Source organism: Pseudonocardia nematodicida (assembly GCF_040105385.1).
Taxonomy (GTDB): Bacteria; Actinomycetota; Actinomycetes; order Mycobacteriales; family Pseudonocardiaceae; genus Pseudonocardia; species Pseudonocardia nematodicida.
Window position 1 is genome coordinate 362,954 of the sequence record NZ_JBEDNQ010000001.1, and the last position, 15,486, is coordinate 378,439.

Below are 15,486 nucleotides of genomic sequence, written 5' to 3' on the forward strand. Positions count from 1 at the left end.
ATGAACACTGCGCGGGTCACCGGAGTCGCCGGGCTGCTGCTGGTCCTCGCCGTCGCCGTCTGGTCCCTCGTGGACATCCGGCCGCCCGCCCCGGCCGGTGCCGACGCCCCGGCCGGCGAGTTCAGCGCCGAGCGCGCGATGCGCCACGTCGAGGCGATCGCGCGGGAGCCACGGCCGATGGGCTCGGACGCGCACGACCGCGCCCGCCAGTACCTGGTCACCGAGCTGACGGCGATGGGCATCGCCCCCGAAGTCCGCGATGCCGTGGGCGTGCGGCCCTACCCGGCGGACGCGGCGACGCCGGTCGGCCGGGTCCGCAACGTCGTCGGCGTCGCCGATGGCAGCGATCCGACCGCGCCCCTGGTGCTCGCCGCGCACTACGACTCCACCCCGACCAGCCCCGGCGCGAACGACGACGCAGTGGGTGTCGCGGTCGCGCTGGAGACCGCCCGCGCGCTGCTGGCCCGCGACGCCCCGCGGCGCAACGACCTCGTCGTGCTGCTCACCGACGGCGAGGAGATGGGGCTGCTCGGCGCGGAGGCGTTCGCCCACGACGACCCGCTCGCCGTCGACGGCGGGGTGGTGCTCAACCACGAGGCCCGCGGCGCGGGCGGCCCGGTGATCATGTTCCGCGGCAGCGCCGGCTCGTCGGACCTGGTCCGGACCTACGGCGCGGCCGCCCCGTCGCCGGTCGCGGACTCGGCCACGGCCGGGGTGTTCGAGTTCCTGCCCAACGACACCGACTTCGTCGCCTTCGAGCGCGGGGGACTGTCCGTACTGGACTTCGCCTACGTGCAGGACAGCGCCTACTACCACAGTGCACTGGACCTCCCGGAGAACGTCGATCCCCGTTCGGTGCAGCACATGGGCGAGACCACGCTGGCGACGGCGGCCGAGCTGGCCGGCCGAGACCTGGCCGCGGCCGGCGGCGATGAGGACCTGGCCTACGTCAACGTTCCACCCGGCACGCTGGTCGTCGTCCCGGCCTGGGTGCTGTCGGTGCTCGCCGTGCTCGGCGGCGGCCTGACCGTGGTGGCCGTGCTGCGGGCCCGGCGCCGCGGTGCGGTGCGGGTACGGCGGGTGCTGCTCGGGGCGGGGGCGGGACTGCTCCTGGTGGTCGCGAGCGTGGCGGCCGCGTGGGCCTACTGGCAGCTGCTGGTGACCGTGCACCCCGCGTTCGGCGCTCTGCCGACCGCGACGCCGTACCGCCCGGTCGCGTTCCACGCCGGTGTGGTGCTGCTCGTCGCGACCCTGTGCGCGGTGTGGTTCGGGCTGCTCCGGCGCCGGGCCGGGGCCGACGCGCTGCGGCTCGGCGGGCTCGTGCTCGTCGCGCTGCTCGCCGTGCTGACCGGGCTGACGGGCCCGGCGTCGTCGGTGATGTTCGTCGTGCCGCTCGTGGCCGCGGCCGCGGCGGCCGCCACGCTGCCCGGACCGCTGTCGGGCCGGCCGACGGACCTGGTCACGGTGGTCGCGCTGCTGCCGGTCGGGCTGCTCGCGCTGACCGCGGGCTGGGTCGCGCTCGACATCGGGACCGGCACCGGCGGCCTCGCGGCGGCACCGTCGCTGACGCTCGGGTTCCTGCTGCTGCTCCCGCTGGTCGAGGCGGTGTGGCCGCCTCCCGGACGGGCCCGGTGGGTCCCGCTGGTGCTGGTCGTCGCCCTCGGCGGCACGACGGCGGCGGGGCTGGTGGTCAACACCGTCGACGCGACCCGCCCGGTGCCGGTCCGGCTCGCCTACACCCTCGATGCCGACACCGGAGAGGCCTCCTGGTCGTCGCCGTTCTCCTCCGGGACCGCGCACGCGTGGACCCGCGGCTACGTGGGGGAGCCGGGACGCGACCCGGCGCCGGGGGCCAACCGCCCGGACCCCGTCGCGCCCGTCGGGCCGGCCCGGCCCGCCGCGCTGGCAGCCCCCGAGCTGACGGTGCTCGACGATGCCGACGACGGCGAGCTGCGCACGGTGCGGCTGCGGCTCACCTCGGAGCGCGGGGCACGCAGCCTCTCCTTCGTCGTCGACGGCGACCCGAACCGGGTTCGGGGTCTCGTCGTGGCGGGCCGCGATCTCGGTCCCGGTGGCGCCGGGCACGCCGTGGGGGCCCGCTTCCACGTCCTGCCGGCGGACGGCGCGGTGGAGGTCACGATCGTCGTCGACTCCGACGACGGGCCGCTGGGACTGCGGGTCTCCGACATCGACTCCGAGCCCGGCGACCTGGCCGGCCTGCCCGGCTACACGCCGCCGCCCGACGACGCCTACCTGCAGCACGCCCAGGTCGCCGTCACCCGCGCCTACGAACTCTGAACAGCGCCCGACGAACTCCGGACAGCGCCCGACGACATTGTGAGTGTCTGCATAAGGGGCTAGCATCCACATATGAGGACGGTGTCGTCCACGAAGACACCGTCGTCGTCGTCGCAAAGGAGTCCGACCACCGTGCCCACCGCTCAGCGCATCTCCACCGTCGCCGTCACCCCCGTGGCCTTCCGGGACCTCCCGCTGCTCAACACCGTCGGCGTGCACGAGCCGTTCGCGATCCGCGCGATCGTCGAGGTCCGCACCGACGAGGGCCTCTACGGCCTCGGCGAGACCTATGGCGACACCGAGCACCTGAACCGGCTGCGCCGCGCGGCGCAGCGGATCACCGGGACCGACGTCTGGGACCTCAACGGCCTCGCCCGCGAGGTCCGGGTCTCCCTGGAGGGCGACACCGGCACCGGCGGGCACGGGATGGCCGGCATGGTCACCAACTCCAGCACCGCCGACGCCGTACTGTCGCCGTTCGAGGTCGCCTGCCTCGACATCCAGGGCAAGGCAACCGGGCTGCCGGTCTCGAGCCTGCTCGGCGGCGCCGTCCGCGACCGCGTCGACTACTCCGCCTACCTGTTCTACAAGTGGGCCGGGCACCCCGGCGCCGAGCCCGACGAGTGGGGCGCGGCCCTGGACCCGGACGGCCTGGTCGCGCAGGCCCGCCGGATGGTCGGCGAGTACGGCTTCTCCGCGATCAAGGTCAAGGGCGGGGTGTTCGAGCCGGACGCCGAGATCGCCGCGATCAAGGCGCTGGCCGCCGAGTTCCCCGGCGTCCCGCTGCGGCTGGACCCGAACGCCGCCTGGACCGTCGACACCTCGATCCGGGTCGGCCAGGAGCTGGACGGGATCCTGGAGTACCTCGAGGACCCGACCGAGGGCATCGAGGGCATGGCCGAGGTGGCGCGCAAGGTGCCGATGCCGCTGGCCACCAACATGTGCATGGTCAGCTTCGCCGACCTGGAGCCCGGCATCCGGGCCGGGTCGGTGTCGGTCGTGCTCTCCGACCACCACTTCTGGGGCGGGCTGCAGCGTTCCCGGCTGCTCGCCGGCATCTGCGACACCTTCGGCATGAAGCTGTCGATGCACTCGAACAGCCACCTCGGGATCAGCCTCGCGGCGATGACCCACCTCGCCTCGGCCACCCCGAACCTGACGTACGCCTGCGACACGCACTGGCCGTGGAAGGACGCGTCCGAGGACGTCGTCGTGCCGGGCGCGCTGACCTTCTCCGACGGCGCGGTCGTCGTGCCCACGACGCCGGGGCTGGGTGTGGAGCTGGACCGCGACCGGCTGGGCGCGCAGCACGAGCAGTACCTGCGCAGCGGCATCACCGACCGGGACGACACCGGCTACATGAAGACGATCGACCCGAGCTACGAGCTGGTCAAGCCCCGCTGGTAGTCGTAGTGGTTGTCGCGGCCCCGGCCGCGACAACCACTCACGAGCGTCAGGCCAGCTCGGGCTGGGCGACCCGGCCGAAGCGGGAGTCGTTCGGGTCGGCGAACACGTGCAGCCCGAACCGGGCCGAGAGCTCCCGGCAGACCGCGATGCCGCGCACCGAGTTGCCGTGCCGGTCCAGGCCGGGGGAGAAGACGCCGAGCCCGAAGTAGTTCGGCAGCACCGCCATGATCCCGCCGGACACCCCGCTCTTGGCCGGGATGCCGACGTCGTGCGCCCACTCCCCGGCGGCGTCGTACATGCCGCACATGTTCATCACGCTGATCACCGTGCGCAGGTGGTCGTGGTGCAGCGCCCGGTCGCCGGTGATCGGGTTGCGGCCGCCGTGCGCGAGCGTCGCGGCCATCATCGACAGCTCGGAGGTCGTGACGGTGATCGAGCACATCGACAGGTAGACGAACAGGTTGTCGTCGATGTCGCCGTGCAGCATGCCGAGGCTGCGCATCAGGTAGGACAGGCCGAGGTTGCGATCGTTCGACCGCAGCTGCTCGGCGAGGATCTTCTGGTCGACCTCCAGCGACGAATTGCCGGTGTAGATCCGGTAGCGCTCCAGCAGCCGGTCGACCCGCTCCTCCTTCGACGCGCCGTGCACCAGGTTCGCCGAGACCAACGCACCGGCGTTGATCATCGGGTTGAACGGGCGGTTGTTCACCTCGTCGAAGGTGATCGAGTTGAACGGGTCGCCGGACGGCTCCACCCCGACCCGCCGCAGTGTCGCATCGAGGCCGTTGTCCTCCAGCGCCATGCCGTAGGTGAACACCTTGGAGATCGAGTGCAGCGGGAAGCGGGCCTCGGTGTCCCCGGTCTCCCACTGGGTTCCGTCGATGTTGGTGCCGGCCAGTCCGAACAGGTCGGCCTGCTGCTCCATCTCCGGCGGGTAGTAGCTGACGACCTCCTCGCCGGGCAGCAGACCGCCACCCTTCGAGCAGCTGCTGCGCAGGTCCTCCAGCTGTTCCTGGACCAGTTCGCGCTCGGCCTGGGCGACCATCGGTGTCCTCTCGATCGACGTCGTGCAGCGTCGAAGGTACGGACTCACAGCCCGTCGGGCAGCCAGCCGTCGCCGGAGGGGTACATCTCGGTCCCGCCCTCGCGCCGCGCCGGGCGCACGATCCGGCCCAGCCGGGACTCCGAGGGGTCGGCGAACACGTGCAACCCGAACCGCTCGGACAGCGCCCGGCAGACCGCGACGCCGCGCACCGAGTTCCCGTGCCGGTCGAGGCCGGGGGAGAAGACACCGACGCCGAGCGCGTCCGGGATGGCGGCCAGGATCGCGCCGGACACGCTGGACTTGGCGGGGATGCCGACGTCGTAGGCCCACTGGCCGGCCGCGTCGTACATCCCGCACATGCTCATCACCGACAGCACGTCACGTGTGTAGGTGCGGGGGAGTGCCGGCACGCCGGTGAAGGGGTTCGCGCCGCCACGGGCGAGCGTCGCGGCCATCGTGGACAGTTCCAGCGCGGTGACCGTCACCGAGCAGGCGGCCAGGTAGACGTAGAGGTTGTCCTCGATGTTGCCGTGCAGCATCCCCAGGCTGCGCATCAGGTAGGACAGCGAGACGTTGCGGTCGTTGGACACCAGCTGCTCGGCGAGGATGCCCTCGTCGATGGCCAGGTCGGGGTTGCCGGAGTAGATCCGCAGCCGGGTGAGCAGCCGCTCGACCTTCTCCTCCTTCGACGCGCCGTGCACCAGGTTGACCGCGACGAGCGCACCCGCGTTGATCATCGGGTTGAACGGGCGGTTGTTCACCTCGTCGAAGGTGATCGAGTTGAACGGGTCGCCGGAGGGCTCCACACCGACCCGGAGGATCACCTCCTCGCGGCCGTTGTCCTCCAGCGCGAGGCCGTAGGTGAAGACCTTCGAGATCGAGTGCAGCGGGAAGCGGACCTCGGCGTCGCCGACCGTCCACTGGGTGCCGTCGACGTCGGTGGCGGCCAGGCCGAACAGGTCGGCGCGGGTGGACATGGTGGGCGGGTAATAGGCGACGACCCGGCCGTCCGGGATACCACCGGGCCGTCCGATGACCTGGTGCAGCTCGTCGAGCTGCTGCTGCACGATCTCGCGCTCGGTCTGCTGCTCCATCGCCCCCTCCGCGGTTCCTCGAGCGGGGGCCCCTGGTGTCCCGCCGCGTCCTCCTCCGGTGCGCGACGGAACCTAGATCACGGCTCCCGGGTCACTCGATCCCGGGCATGATCCTTCGGCGCAGCTCGGCCAGCTCGTCCTGGACGTCCGGGTCCGCGGGCCCCGCCTTCTCCGGTGCTGCGGAGATCCCCATCGCCGCGAGCAGCTGCGTCGCGGCCGCGGCCGGATCCCCGGTCTCGCCCAGGACCGGGTGCAGTCCCTGCTCCGCGAGGTGTTCGAAGACCAGGTTCACCACGGTCCACGGGTTGAACGTCTCGGCTTCCACTGCCTACCCCTTCCTGCGCGGGTGACGAGCGTTTCGCTGCCGGAACGCCGCCGTCAACGCCCGTCGGGCGCGGTGTCGCAGGATGAGACACCCTCGAACACCTTCCACGGCAGGATCGGCAGGTCCCGCACCCGCACGCCGACGGCGTCGTGCACCGCCGCGGCGACGGCGGCGTCGACCCCGGTGGCGCCGAGCTCACCGATGCCCTTGGCGCCGATCAGGCCGGCGTGCTCGTCGTACTCGTCGACGAACGACACGTCCAGGTCGGCCGGGATGTCGGCGTTCACCGGGACGGCCACGTTGGACAGGTTCTTGGCCAGCCACCGGCCGTGCACCGGCTCCTGGTCGCTCTCCTCCATGGTCGCCTTGCCCCAGCCGAAGATGATCCCGCCGGTCATCTGGGCGCGCGCTGTCGTCGGGTTCACGATCCGGCCCGCCGAGTACACCCCGACCGCCCGGCGCAGCCGCAGCAGACCGAAGTCGGGGTCGACACCGACCTCGACGAAGATCGCGCCCCAGGTCCGCATCGCCCACGGGGTGCTCGCCCCGTCCATGTCGAACCCGTTCCGCACGGTGAAGTCGCCCTCGCCGACCAGCGCGTCGACCCCGGCCCTGGCCAGGGCCTCGGCCGGGTCGACGTCGACCCCGAGCGCGGCGAGCTGCTTGCCGACGTCGCGGGCCGCGGCGGCCACCGCGCTGCCGGTCCCGACCGTCGTCGAGGACCCGTAGGTCGGCCCGGTGCGCGGCAGGTCGGTGTCCCCCCAGTACACGTCGACGACGGCCGGGTCGACGCCGAGCTCGTCGGCCACGATCTGGGTGAGCGCGGTCTGCACGCCGCTGCCGATGTCGTGCACCCCGGCCTCGACGGCGACCGACCCGTCGGCGCGCAGCCGCACCCGGGCGTGCCCGGGGAACCGGAAGCTGCCCATCGAGCAGGTCGCCATGCCGTGCCCGATCCGCCACGGGCCGTCGGTGCCGGGCCGGGAGTGCCGGTCGCGCCAGCCGTAGCGGCGGGCCCCCTCCTCGTAGGCCTCACGCAGTCCCTTGCCCGACCAGGGGCGGCCGTCGGACGGGCAGACGTCGGCGTGGTTGGCCAGCCGCAGGTCCAGCGGGTCGACGCCGACGGCGTCGGCCAGCTCGTTCATCGCGCTCTCCAGCGCCCACATCCCGGGCCCCTCGACGGGCGCGCGCATCGGGGTCGGCAGGTTGAGGCTGACCCGTTCGACGAACTGGCGGGTGCGGATCGCGGGCACGGCGTACATCGCGGTGCTGGCGATCGCCGCCGGTTCGACGAAGTCGTCGGCCAGCGCGGTGTTGTTGACGACGGTGTGCTCGATGCCCTGCAGCGTGCCGTCGGCGGAGGCGGCGAGCCGGATGGTCTGCGAGATCCACGGCTGGTAGCCGACGGCGGTGAACTGGTCGGACCGGCGCAGGTGCAGCGACACCGGCCGTCCGGCGATCCGGGCGGCGGCCGCGGCCAGGATCTCGTGCGGCCAGATGAAGCCCTTCGACCCGAACCCGCCACCGGTGTGCGGGCAGATCACCCGGACGTCCTGCTCGTCGATGCCGAACGCGCCGGCGAGGACCCCGACGACGGTCCCGCCGGCCTGCACCGAGTCCCAGACGGTCAGCCGGTCGCCGTCCCAGCGGGCGACGGTGCCGGAGGTCTCCATCGCGTGGTGGTGCCGCGGGGGCTGGACGTAGGTGAGGTCCAGGCGCAGGTCCGCCTCGGCGAGGGCCCGGTCGACGTCGCCGAGCACGAACTCCTCGACGCCCGGGGCGGGCTCCCGGGCGCCGGCGCCCAGCACGGCGGGCTCGGCCGCGTCGCAGTGCACGACGACGGCCGCGCGCCCGGCCTCGGCCGCCGCCACCGACTCCGCCAGGACGATCGCCACCGGCTGGCCCTCGTAGCGGATCACGTCGTCGGAGAACGGCATGGTCAGCACCGCGGCGGGCGCGGTGAGGGTGCCGAACGACGGCAGGTCGGCGGCGGTGAGGACGGCCGTCACGCCCGGTGTCGCGCGGCCGTCCGCGGTGTCGACGCCGGTCAGCCGGCCCGCGGCGACCGGGGCACCGACGAGCACCGCGTGCAGCACCCCCTCGGGCGCGTGGTCAGCGGCGTAGCGGGCGGCCCCGGTCAGCTTGAGCGGGGCCTCCACCCGCTGGTCGATCGGGCGGTGGGTGGTCGTCATGCGGCACCTCCGGCGGCCAGCAGCAGGGCGCGGACCGCGGCGTTGCGGGCCATCGGGACCTTGAACGCGTTCTGCGCCAGCGGCGCCGCGTCCGGCAGGGCCGCGTCGACGACCGGCAGGAGCGCCTCCCGGGTCGCGGGCAGGCCCACCAGCGCGGCCTCGGCGTCGTCGAGCCGCCAGGGCCGCTGGGCGACCGAGCCCAGCGCGATCCGCGCGGCGGCGATCCGGCCGTCGTCGCCGAGCCGGACCGTGCCGGCGGCGGAGACGATCGCGTACTCGTAGGACGCCCGTTCGCGCACCTTGACGTACGCGGAGCGGTCGCCGCGGACCGGGATCCGGTAGCTCAGGATGAGCTCGCCGGGATCGAGCCGGTGCTCGCGCATCGGCTCGCCCGTCGCGGCGGCCTCGGCCTGGGACAGGTGGAACTCCCGCATCGGTATCGACCGCCACCCCGCGGGCCCGACGACGTCGGCGGTCGCGTCCAGCGCGGCCAGCGCCACCGCCGGGTCCGAGGGCTGTACCGCGACGCAGCCGTCGGTGCCGCCGAAGACCGCCTGCCGCTCGTGCCGGCCCGCCAGGGAGGCGCACCCGCTGCCGGGCTCGCGCTTGTTGCACGGCCAGGGCACCGGCGCCTCGGTGCGGAAGTAGGGGCAGCGCGGCCGCTGCAGGACGTTGCCGCCGAGGGTCGCGCGGTGCCGGATCTGCGCCGACGCCGCCTGCAGGCAGGCCGACGACAGCGCCCCGGCGTGCTCGGCGACCAGCGGGCTGCCGCCGACGGCGTTCAGCGTCGCGCGCGCCCCGATCACGAGCGCGGAGCCGCCGTCGCCGCCGATGTCGTCGAGGCCGAGGTCGGCGATGTCGACGACCCGGTCCGGCTCGGCGATCCCCAGCCGCAGCCAGTTGAGCAGCTCGGTGCCCCCGGCCAGCACCGCCGTCCCCGGATCGGAGAGTGCCGCCACGACGTCGTCGACCGACCCGGCGCGGGCGTAGGCGAAGTCCTTCACCGTCGTTCCCCTTCGCCCGCCGCCAGGACCGCGGCGGTGATCTGCGGGTAGGCCGAGCAGCGGCAGATGTTGCCGCTCATCCACTCCCGCACGGTTCCCTCGTCGCCGGCGTGGCCCTCGGCGATGCAGCCGACCGCGGAGAGCAGCTGCCCGGGGGTGCAGTAGCCGCACTGGAAGGCGTCGTGCTCGGCGAAGGCCCGCTGCACCGGGTGCAGCGACCCGTCCGGCGGGGACAGGCCCTCCACGGTGGTGATCTCCCGGCCGTCGCACTGCGCGACGAGGGTCAGGCACCCGTTCATCCGCAGGCCGTCGACGAGCACGGTGCAGGCGCCACAGGCGCCCTCGTTGCAGCCCTTCTTGATGCCGGTCAGGCCCCGGTGCTCGCGGAGCCAGTCCAGCAGCGTCGTGCGCGGGGACACCGTGGTGCGGACCGGGTCGCCGTTCACCCTGGGCACGACCGTGACCTGCGTCCGGAACTCCATCGGACGACTCTGCCGGGCCCGGGGCGCCGCGGGGGAGGCGGCGGATCGCCGACGAGCCTTGATTTCTCGCCGAAACGTACAGCACGCTCGGACGTCCCATGAGCCACCGCGTCGCCGTGCTCGCGCTGCCGGGCCTCGTCACCGCCGATCTCGGCTGCGCGCTGCAGGTGTTCGGGCCCGGCGCGCTGCCGGGCGTGCCCGACGCGGGCGACGAGATCGTGGTCTGCGGGGCGGGTGGGGCAGCAGTGCCCACCGGTGACGGGTTCGACCTGGTCGTGCGGCACGGTCCGGGCGCGCTGGCCGGAGCCGACACCGTCGTCGTCCCGGGGTACGTGCCCGGTTGGGACGCGGCGCCGCCCGCCGACGTCCTCGACGCCCTGCGCCGGGCCGGTGCGCGCGGGGCGTGTCTGGTCGCGATCTCGGTCGGGACGTTCGCGCTCGGGCACGCCGGCCTGCTGCGCGGGCACCGGGCCACCACGCATCCGGCCGCGGCCCGGCGGCTGGCCGAGAGGTTCCCGGGGACGACCGTGCCGGCCGGTGTCCCGTGCGTCGTCGACGGGAACCTGCTGAGCTGCGCCGGGCCGGCGCACGCGGACGAGCTGGCCCGGCTCCTCGGCAGGGGAGAGGAGCCGGGCGCGCACCACCCCGTCCCGGTCGCCGCGCTCCGCAGCGCGCTGTCGGACACCTGCTGGTGGGCGCTGCAGCACCTCGACCGGCCGCTGGGTCTCGCCGACCTCGCCGGGCACGCGAACCTCAGCGAACGCAGCCTGCTGCGGCACTTCCACGACGAGGTGGGCACCAGCCCGAAGCAGTGGCTGCTCGGTGCGCGCCTCGACCGTGCCCGGCGACTGCTGGAGACCACGACGCTGCCCGTGGACGCGATCGCCCGCCTCTCCGGATTCCCCTCGTCCGACGCGCTGCGGGCACGGTTCACCGCGTCGTTCGGCGTCCCGCCGACCACCCACCGCCGGGCCGCGCACTGAGGCAGCCGCCCGCACCCCGGGCCGCTGCCGCGGCAACCGGTGGGGTGCCGGTGCCGGGGAAGCGGCTCCCGGTGCCGGATGCGCGGGGCGACCGGGCGCCCCGGCAGCGCGTGGATACGATGCCGGGGTGTCCTCCGCGCGCGCCGAGCGACTGGTCAACCTGGTCCTCTGCCTGATGTCGACGCGGCAGTACCTGCCCGCCGAGCGGATCCGGGCGACCGTGCCGGGCTACGCCGAGGCACCCAACGACGAGGCCTTCTTCCGGATGTTCGAACGGGACAAGGCCGAGCTGCGCGAGCTGGGCGTGCCGCTGGAGACCGGGCACACCTCGGCGTTCGACACCGCGGAGGGCTACCGGATCGCCCGCGCCGACTACGAGCTCGGCGAGATCGAGCTCGCCCCGGACGAGGCCACCGTCGTCGCGCTGGCCGGGAACCTGTGGGACTCCCCGGAGCTCGCCGGCGCCGCGCACGGTGCGCTGGTCAAGCTGCGCGCAGCGGGCGTGGAGGTCGCCGAGACCCCGGCGGCGACCGTCCGGCCCGGCGTGCACGCGGGGGAGCCCGCGCTGGCCCCGCTGCTGGCCGCCACCCGCGCCGGGCGGGTCGTCGTGTTCGAGCACCGCCGGGGCGGTCCGGCCGAGCCGGCGGTGGGGCGCACCGTCGAGCCGTGGGGCGTGGTGTCCTACCGCGGACGCTGGTACCTGGTCGGGCACGACCGCGACCGGGCCGACGTCCGCTGCTTCCGGCTCTCCCGCATCACCGGCACGATCCGGGCGACCGGCCCCGACGGGGCCGTGACCGTGCCCGCCGACGCCGACCTGCGCGGGATCGTGCGCGCCTCGGCGGGGCCGGGCCCGGTGACGGCGACGGCCCGGGTCTGGGTCGCCGAGGGCCGGGCGGCCGGGCTGCGCCGGGCCGGCCGCGAGCGCGGCCCGCACACCCGTGCAGGACACCCGGGCGTCCTGCTGGAGCTCGACGTCCGGGACCGCGGGACGGTCGCCCGGTGGCTGGCCGGGCACGGCCCGGACGTCGCCGTGCTCGACCCGCCGGAGCTCGCGACGGCGGTGCGCGAGCTGTGGCAGGCCGCGGCGGGCCGCGCGGTCGATACCGCGGCGGGGGTCGCCGAGGTGGCCCGGTGAGCGGGCAGGGGGTCGCGCAGCGGCTCCCCCGGCTGCTGTCGCTGGTGCCCTACCTGCGTGCGCATCCCGGCGTGCCGGTGGCCGAGGCGGCCGCGGACTTCGGCGTGGACGAGCGGCAGCTCCGCAAGGACCTGGAGCTGCTCTGGATGTGCGGGCTGCCCGGCTACGGGCCCGGTGACCTGGTGGACCTGTCGTTCGCCGGGGACACCGTCGATGTCGTGTTCGACGCCGGGCTGACCCGCCCGCTGCGGCTCACCACCAGCGAGGCGACGGCGTTGCTGGTCGCGCTGCGGATGCTGCACCAGACGCCCGGGGTGGTCGACTCGGACGCGGTCGGCCGGGCGATCGGGAAGATCGAGGCCGCGGTCGGCGCGGCCGGACCGGCCGGCGGCCTCGTCGCGGTGGAGAACGGCGTGGGGGAGCGGGAGACCACCGGCGTCGTGCGCGGGGCGCTGGCCCGGGGCCGCGCGCTGCGGATCCTCTACTTCACCGCGGGCCGGGACGCGGTGTCCCGCCGCGATGTCGACCCGATGCGGCTGGTGCTCGTCGAGGGCCGCGGCTACCTGGAGGCGTGGTGCCGGCGCGCCGAGGGGGTCCGGCTGTTCCGGCTCGACCGCGTCGAGCAGGCCGAGGAGCTCGACGAGCCCGCCCGCCCACATCCGGACGCCGAGCCCACGGACGTCTCGGGCGGGCTGTTCCGTCCCGCCGAGGGGCAGCGCGCCGCCGTCCTCGAGCTCGATCCGGACGCGCACTGGGTCGCGGAGTACTACCCGGTCGACGACTGGACCACCGGCGCCGCGGCCGCCGGGACGACGGACCCGGTCGGTACCGACGCCGCGGGCGACACGCCACCCGGGACGCCCGAGCCGCCGCGGGCCGGGCCCACCCCTGCCCCGCCGTCGTCCTCGCCGGACGCCCGCCTCCGGGTCCTGCTGCGCTACTCCGACCCGGACTGGCTGGTCCGCCTGGTGCTGGGTCTCGGCGGCGCGGCCCGGATCGTCGAACCGGAGGAGCTGGCCGGGCTCGTGCGGGCCCGGGCCCGCGCCGCGCTCGACCTCGCCGACGGCACTCTCGCCGACGGCACCGCGACGGGCTGAGCGCGCCTCGGCGGAGAACACCCGGGAAACGGCCGGTGACGGCCGTGTTCCGGGCCGATCCGGAGGCCGGGGGCGATCCGAACCGTCGGTGTGCGTGCGTATGCTCGGGATCGCCACTCGGGCGCAGGAGACGATGCCCGAGCGGCACGGAGACATTCGACGGAGGTTGACCATGCCCGGTGGCTACGAGTGGCTCATCATCATCGCGGTGCTGCTGCTGCTGTTCGGCGCGAAGAAGCTGCCCGAGATGGCACGTTCGGTGGGGCAGTCCGCCCGGGTGTTCAAGGGCGAGATGAAGGGCCTCAAGGACGACGACGCCCGCTCGGAGACCCCGAAGGCCGCGCCGCAGGAGCTCCCGGGCGCCGCCCCGGCCCCGCAGCAGCAGGGCGACCCGGCCCCGCAGGCCCAGACCCCGCAGGCTCAGCCGCAGGACCGCGGCACCGGCTCCACGACCTGAGGTACGCCGCACCGTGAAGTCCCCGTTCCGTCGGAAGCGTCGGCTCAACCCCGACGGGACCATGACGCTGATCGAGCACGTCTACGAGTTCCGGAACCGGCTCGGGATCTCGCTGCTCGCCATCGTGGTGACCACGGTGTTCGGCTACATCTGGTTCGGGACGCCGTTCTTCGGGTTCCCCAGCCTGGGTGACGTGCTGAAGGAGCCGTACTGCTCTCTGCCGGCCTCGATCCGTCCGGAGCTCGCCGCGGACGGCTCGTGCCGGCTGCTCGGCACCACGCCGTTCGACCAGTTCATGCTGCGCCTCAAGGTCGGTGCGACGGCCGGGGTGATCCTGGCCTGCCCGGTCTGGCTGTACCAGCTGTGGGGCTTCATCACCCCGGCGCTGCTGAAGAACGAGCGGCGCTACGCGATGAGCTTCGTCTCGGTCGCGGCGGTGCTGTTCGTGACCGGTGCGGTGCTCGCCTACCTGATCATCCCGCAGGCGCTGAACTTCCTGTTGTCGATCGGCACCGAGATCCAGGTGACCGCGCTGACCGGGTCGTCGTACTTCTCGCTGGTCGTCAATCTGATCATCATCTTCGGCGTCAGCTTCCTGATCCCGCTGATCGTGGTCGCGCTGAACTTCGCCGGCGTCGTGACCTACGCCATGCTCGCGAAGTCGCGCCGCGGTCTGATCTTCGGCCTGTTCGTGTTCGCGGCGATCGCGACGCCGGGCCAGGACCCGATCTCGATGCTGTCCCTGGCCTTCGCGCTCACGCTGCTGTTCGAGGCCGCGATCCAGATCTGCCGGTTCAACGACCGCCGGAAGGAACGCAAGCGGGCCGCCGAGGGCTGGGACTCGTGGGACCCGGACGCGCCGTCGCCGATCGACACCACGCCGTCGGACATCGGGGGGCCCTCGGACATCGGGGGTCCGTCGCGAGTGGACGGTCCGTCCGAGGTCGACGGACCGTCTCGGGTCGACACCCCGGCGCCGGCGACCACCCGCACCGCCACGACTCCCCAGCCCCAGGAACGTCGGCCGGAACCGCCGGTGTCCGGTTTCGACGACATCACCTGAGCAGGTGAGGGCGGCGAACGCCACCCGCGACGCCGGGGCCGGTGCGCCCCTCCGTACGCTCTGCCACGACCGGACGGCGGCAGATACAGGGGCGGGACGACGCGCATGAAGTACAACCGGGTGGTCATCAAGCTCAGCGGCCAGGCGATGTCCGGCGACGACGGCTTCGGGTTCTCCGCCGAGGCGCTGACCCACCTGGCGTCGCAGATCCGGCAGGTCCGCGAGCTGGGCGTGCAGATCGCCGTCGTGGTGGGCGGCGGCAACGTGTTCCGCGGGAACCGCTCCGACACCTGGGGCATCGACCGCGTCGAGGCCGACAACATCGGCATGCTCGGCACCGTGATCAACAGCCTGCTGCTGCGCGGCAAGCTGTCCGCCGGTGGCGAGGAGAACGTGCGGGTGATGACGGCGATCCCGATCAACGCCGTCGCCGAGCCGTTCCTGCGGCTGCGGGCCAAGCGGCACCTGGACAAGGACTCGATCCTGATCTTCTCGGGCGGGAACGGGCAGCCGTTCATCACCACCGACTACCCGAGCGTCCAGCGCGCCCTGGAGATCGGCGCGGACGCCCTGCTGGTCGCCAAGCACGGCGTCGACGGGGTCTACGACACCGACCCGCGCAAGAACCCCGACGCCCGCCGCTACGAGCACCTGCCCTACGACGAGGTGCTGTCGCGCCGGCTGGCGGTGATGGACCAGACCGCGTTCATCCTGGCCCGCGACCACGGCCTGCCGCTGCACGTGTTCGACATCGAGAAGGACGGCCTGATGGCCGCCATCTGCCGCGGCGAGCACCACGGCACCGAGATCAACGCCGACATCTCCGAGGCGGAGTTCGCGGAGTGAGCCGGCCGGCGACGGGGGTGTGAGCACGTCCGGATCGCGCAGCGGACCGATCCAC

Annotated in this window: 14 protein-coding genes; 8 read left to right on the forward strand and 6 right to left on the reverse strand. The window is 73.8% G+C overall.

Features of this window, described 5'->3' with window-relative positions:
- Complete coding sequence (locus WIS52_RS01675) at positions 1-2,298, forward strand: M28 family peptidase (protein ID WP_349296253.1); 2,298 nt, start codon at positions 1-3, stop codon at positions 2,296-2,298.
- 132 nt (positions 2,299-2,430) lie between these two features.
- Complete coding sequence (locus tag WIS52_RS01680; RefSeq protein WP_349296254.1) at positions 2,431-3,705, forward strand: glucarate dehydratase family protein; 1,275 nt, start codon at positions 2,431-2,433, stop codon at positions 3,703-3,705.
- 46 nt (positions 3,706-3,751) lie between these two features.
- On the opposite strand, the gene glsA (WIS52_RS01685) is transcribed toward WIS52_RS01680, so the two are convergent.
- The 6 genes from glsA (WIS52_RS01685) to WIS52_RS01710 form a co-directional block, all read right to left on the reverse strand.
- Complete coding sequence (gene glsA, locus WIS52_RS01685) at positions 3,752-4,750, reverse strand: glutaminase A (RefSeq protein ID WP_349296255.1); 999 nt, start codon at positions 4,748-4,750, stop codon at positions 3,752-3,754.
- Between the two features lie 44 nt (positions 4,751-4,794).
- A complete protein-coding gene (gene glsA, locus WIS52_RS01690; RefSeq protein WP_349296256.1) occupies positions 4,795-5,844 on the reverse strand; it encodes a glutaminase A in 1,050 nt (349 codons plus the stop codon).
- A gap of 91 nt (positions 5,845-5,935) precedes the next feature.
- Positions 5,936-6,169 carry a hypothetical protein gene (locus WIS52_RS01695; protein WP_349296257.1) on the reverse strand — a complete coding sequence of 78 codons (234 nt, stop codon included), beginning with the start codon at positions 6,167-6,169 and terminating at the stop codon, positions 5,936-5,938.
- A gap of 53 nt (positions 6,170-6,222) precedes the next feature.
- The gene (locus WIS52_RS01700; protein WP_349296258.1) at positions 6,223-8,361 is read right to left on the reverse strand and encodes a xanthine dehydrogenase family protein molybdopterin-binding subunit; all 2,139 of its coding nucleotides are present in this window, start codon (positions 8,359-8,361) and stop codon (positions 6,223-6,225) included.
- Positions 8,358-9,365, reverse strand: coding sequence for an FAD binding domain-containing protein (locus tag WIS52_RS01705; protein ID WP_349296259.1), 1,008 nt, complete (start codon positions 9,363-9,365; stop codon positions 8,358-8,360). Before WIS52_RS01705 ends, WIS52_RS01700 begins: the two co-directional genes overlap by 4 nt.
- The gene (locus WIS52_RS01710) at positions 9,362-9,847 is read right to left on the reverse strand and encodes a (2Fe-2S)-binding protein (RefSeq protein WP_349296260.1); all 486 of its coding nucleotides are present in this window, start codon (positions 9,845-9,847) and stop codon (positions 9,362-9,364) included. The genes WIS52_RS01705 and WIS52_RS01710 overlap by 4 nt, the downstream gene beginning before the upstream one ends.
- Positions 9,848-9,945: 98 nt before the next feature.
- Between WIS52_RS01710 and WIS52_RS01715 the strand changes: the two genes are divergently transcribed.
- The 6 genes from WIS52_RS01715 to pyrH all read left to right on the forward strand — a co-directional run bounded on the left by WIS52_RS01715 (position 9,946) and on the right by pyrH (position 15,431).
- The gene (locus tag WIS52_RS01715) at positions 9,946-10,830 is read left to right on the forward strand and encodes a GlxA family transcriptional regulator (RefSeq protein ID WP_349296261.1); all 885 of its coding nucleotides are present in this window, start codon (positions 9,946-9,948) and stop codon (positions 10,828-10,830) included.
- Between the two features lie 127 nt (positions 10,831-10,957).
- A complete protein-coding gene (locus WIS52_RS01720) occupies positions 10,958-11,968 on the forward strand; it encodes a helix-turn-helix transcriptional regulator (protein WP_349296262.1) in 1,011 nt (336 codons plus the stop codon).
- Positions 11,965-13,065, forward strand: coding sequence for a helix-turn-helix transcriptional regulator (locus WIS52_RS01725; protein ID WP_349296263.1), 1,101 nt, complete (start codon positions 11,965-11,967; stop codon positions 13,063-13,065). The genes WIS52_RS01720 and WIS52_RS01725 overlap by 4 nt, the downstream gene beginning before the upstream one ends.
- Positions 13,066-13,237: 172 nt before the next feature.
- The gene (tatA, locus tag WIS52_RS01730; RefSeq protein ID WP_349296264.1) at positions 13,238-13,522 is read left to right on the forward strand and encodes a Sec-independent protein translocase subunit TatA; all 285 of its coding nucleotides are present in this window, start codon (positions 13,238-13,240) and stop codon (positions 13,520-13,522) included.
- 61 nt (positions 13,523-13,583) lie between these two features.
- Positions 13,584-14,585: a twin-arginine translocase subunit TatC gene (tatC, locus tag WIS52_RS01735; protein WP_379610261.1), complete on the forward strand. Its 1,002-nt coding sequence runs from the start codon at positions 13,584-13,586 to the stop codon at positions 14,583-14,585.
- Positions 14,586-14,690: 105 nt separating this feature from the next.
- Positions 14,691-15,431: a UMP kinase gene (pyrH, locus tag WIS52_RS01740; protein WP_349296266.1), complete on the forward strand. Its 741-nt coding sequence runs from the start codon at positions 14,691-14,693 to the stop codon at positions 15,429-15,431.
- The last annotated feature ends 55 nt before the right edge of the window (positions 15,432-15,486 follow it).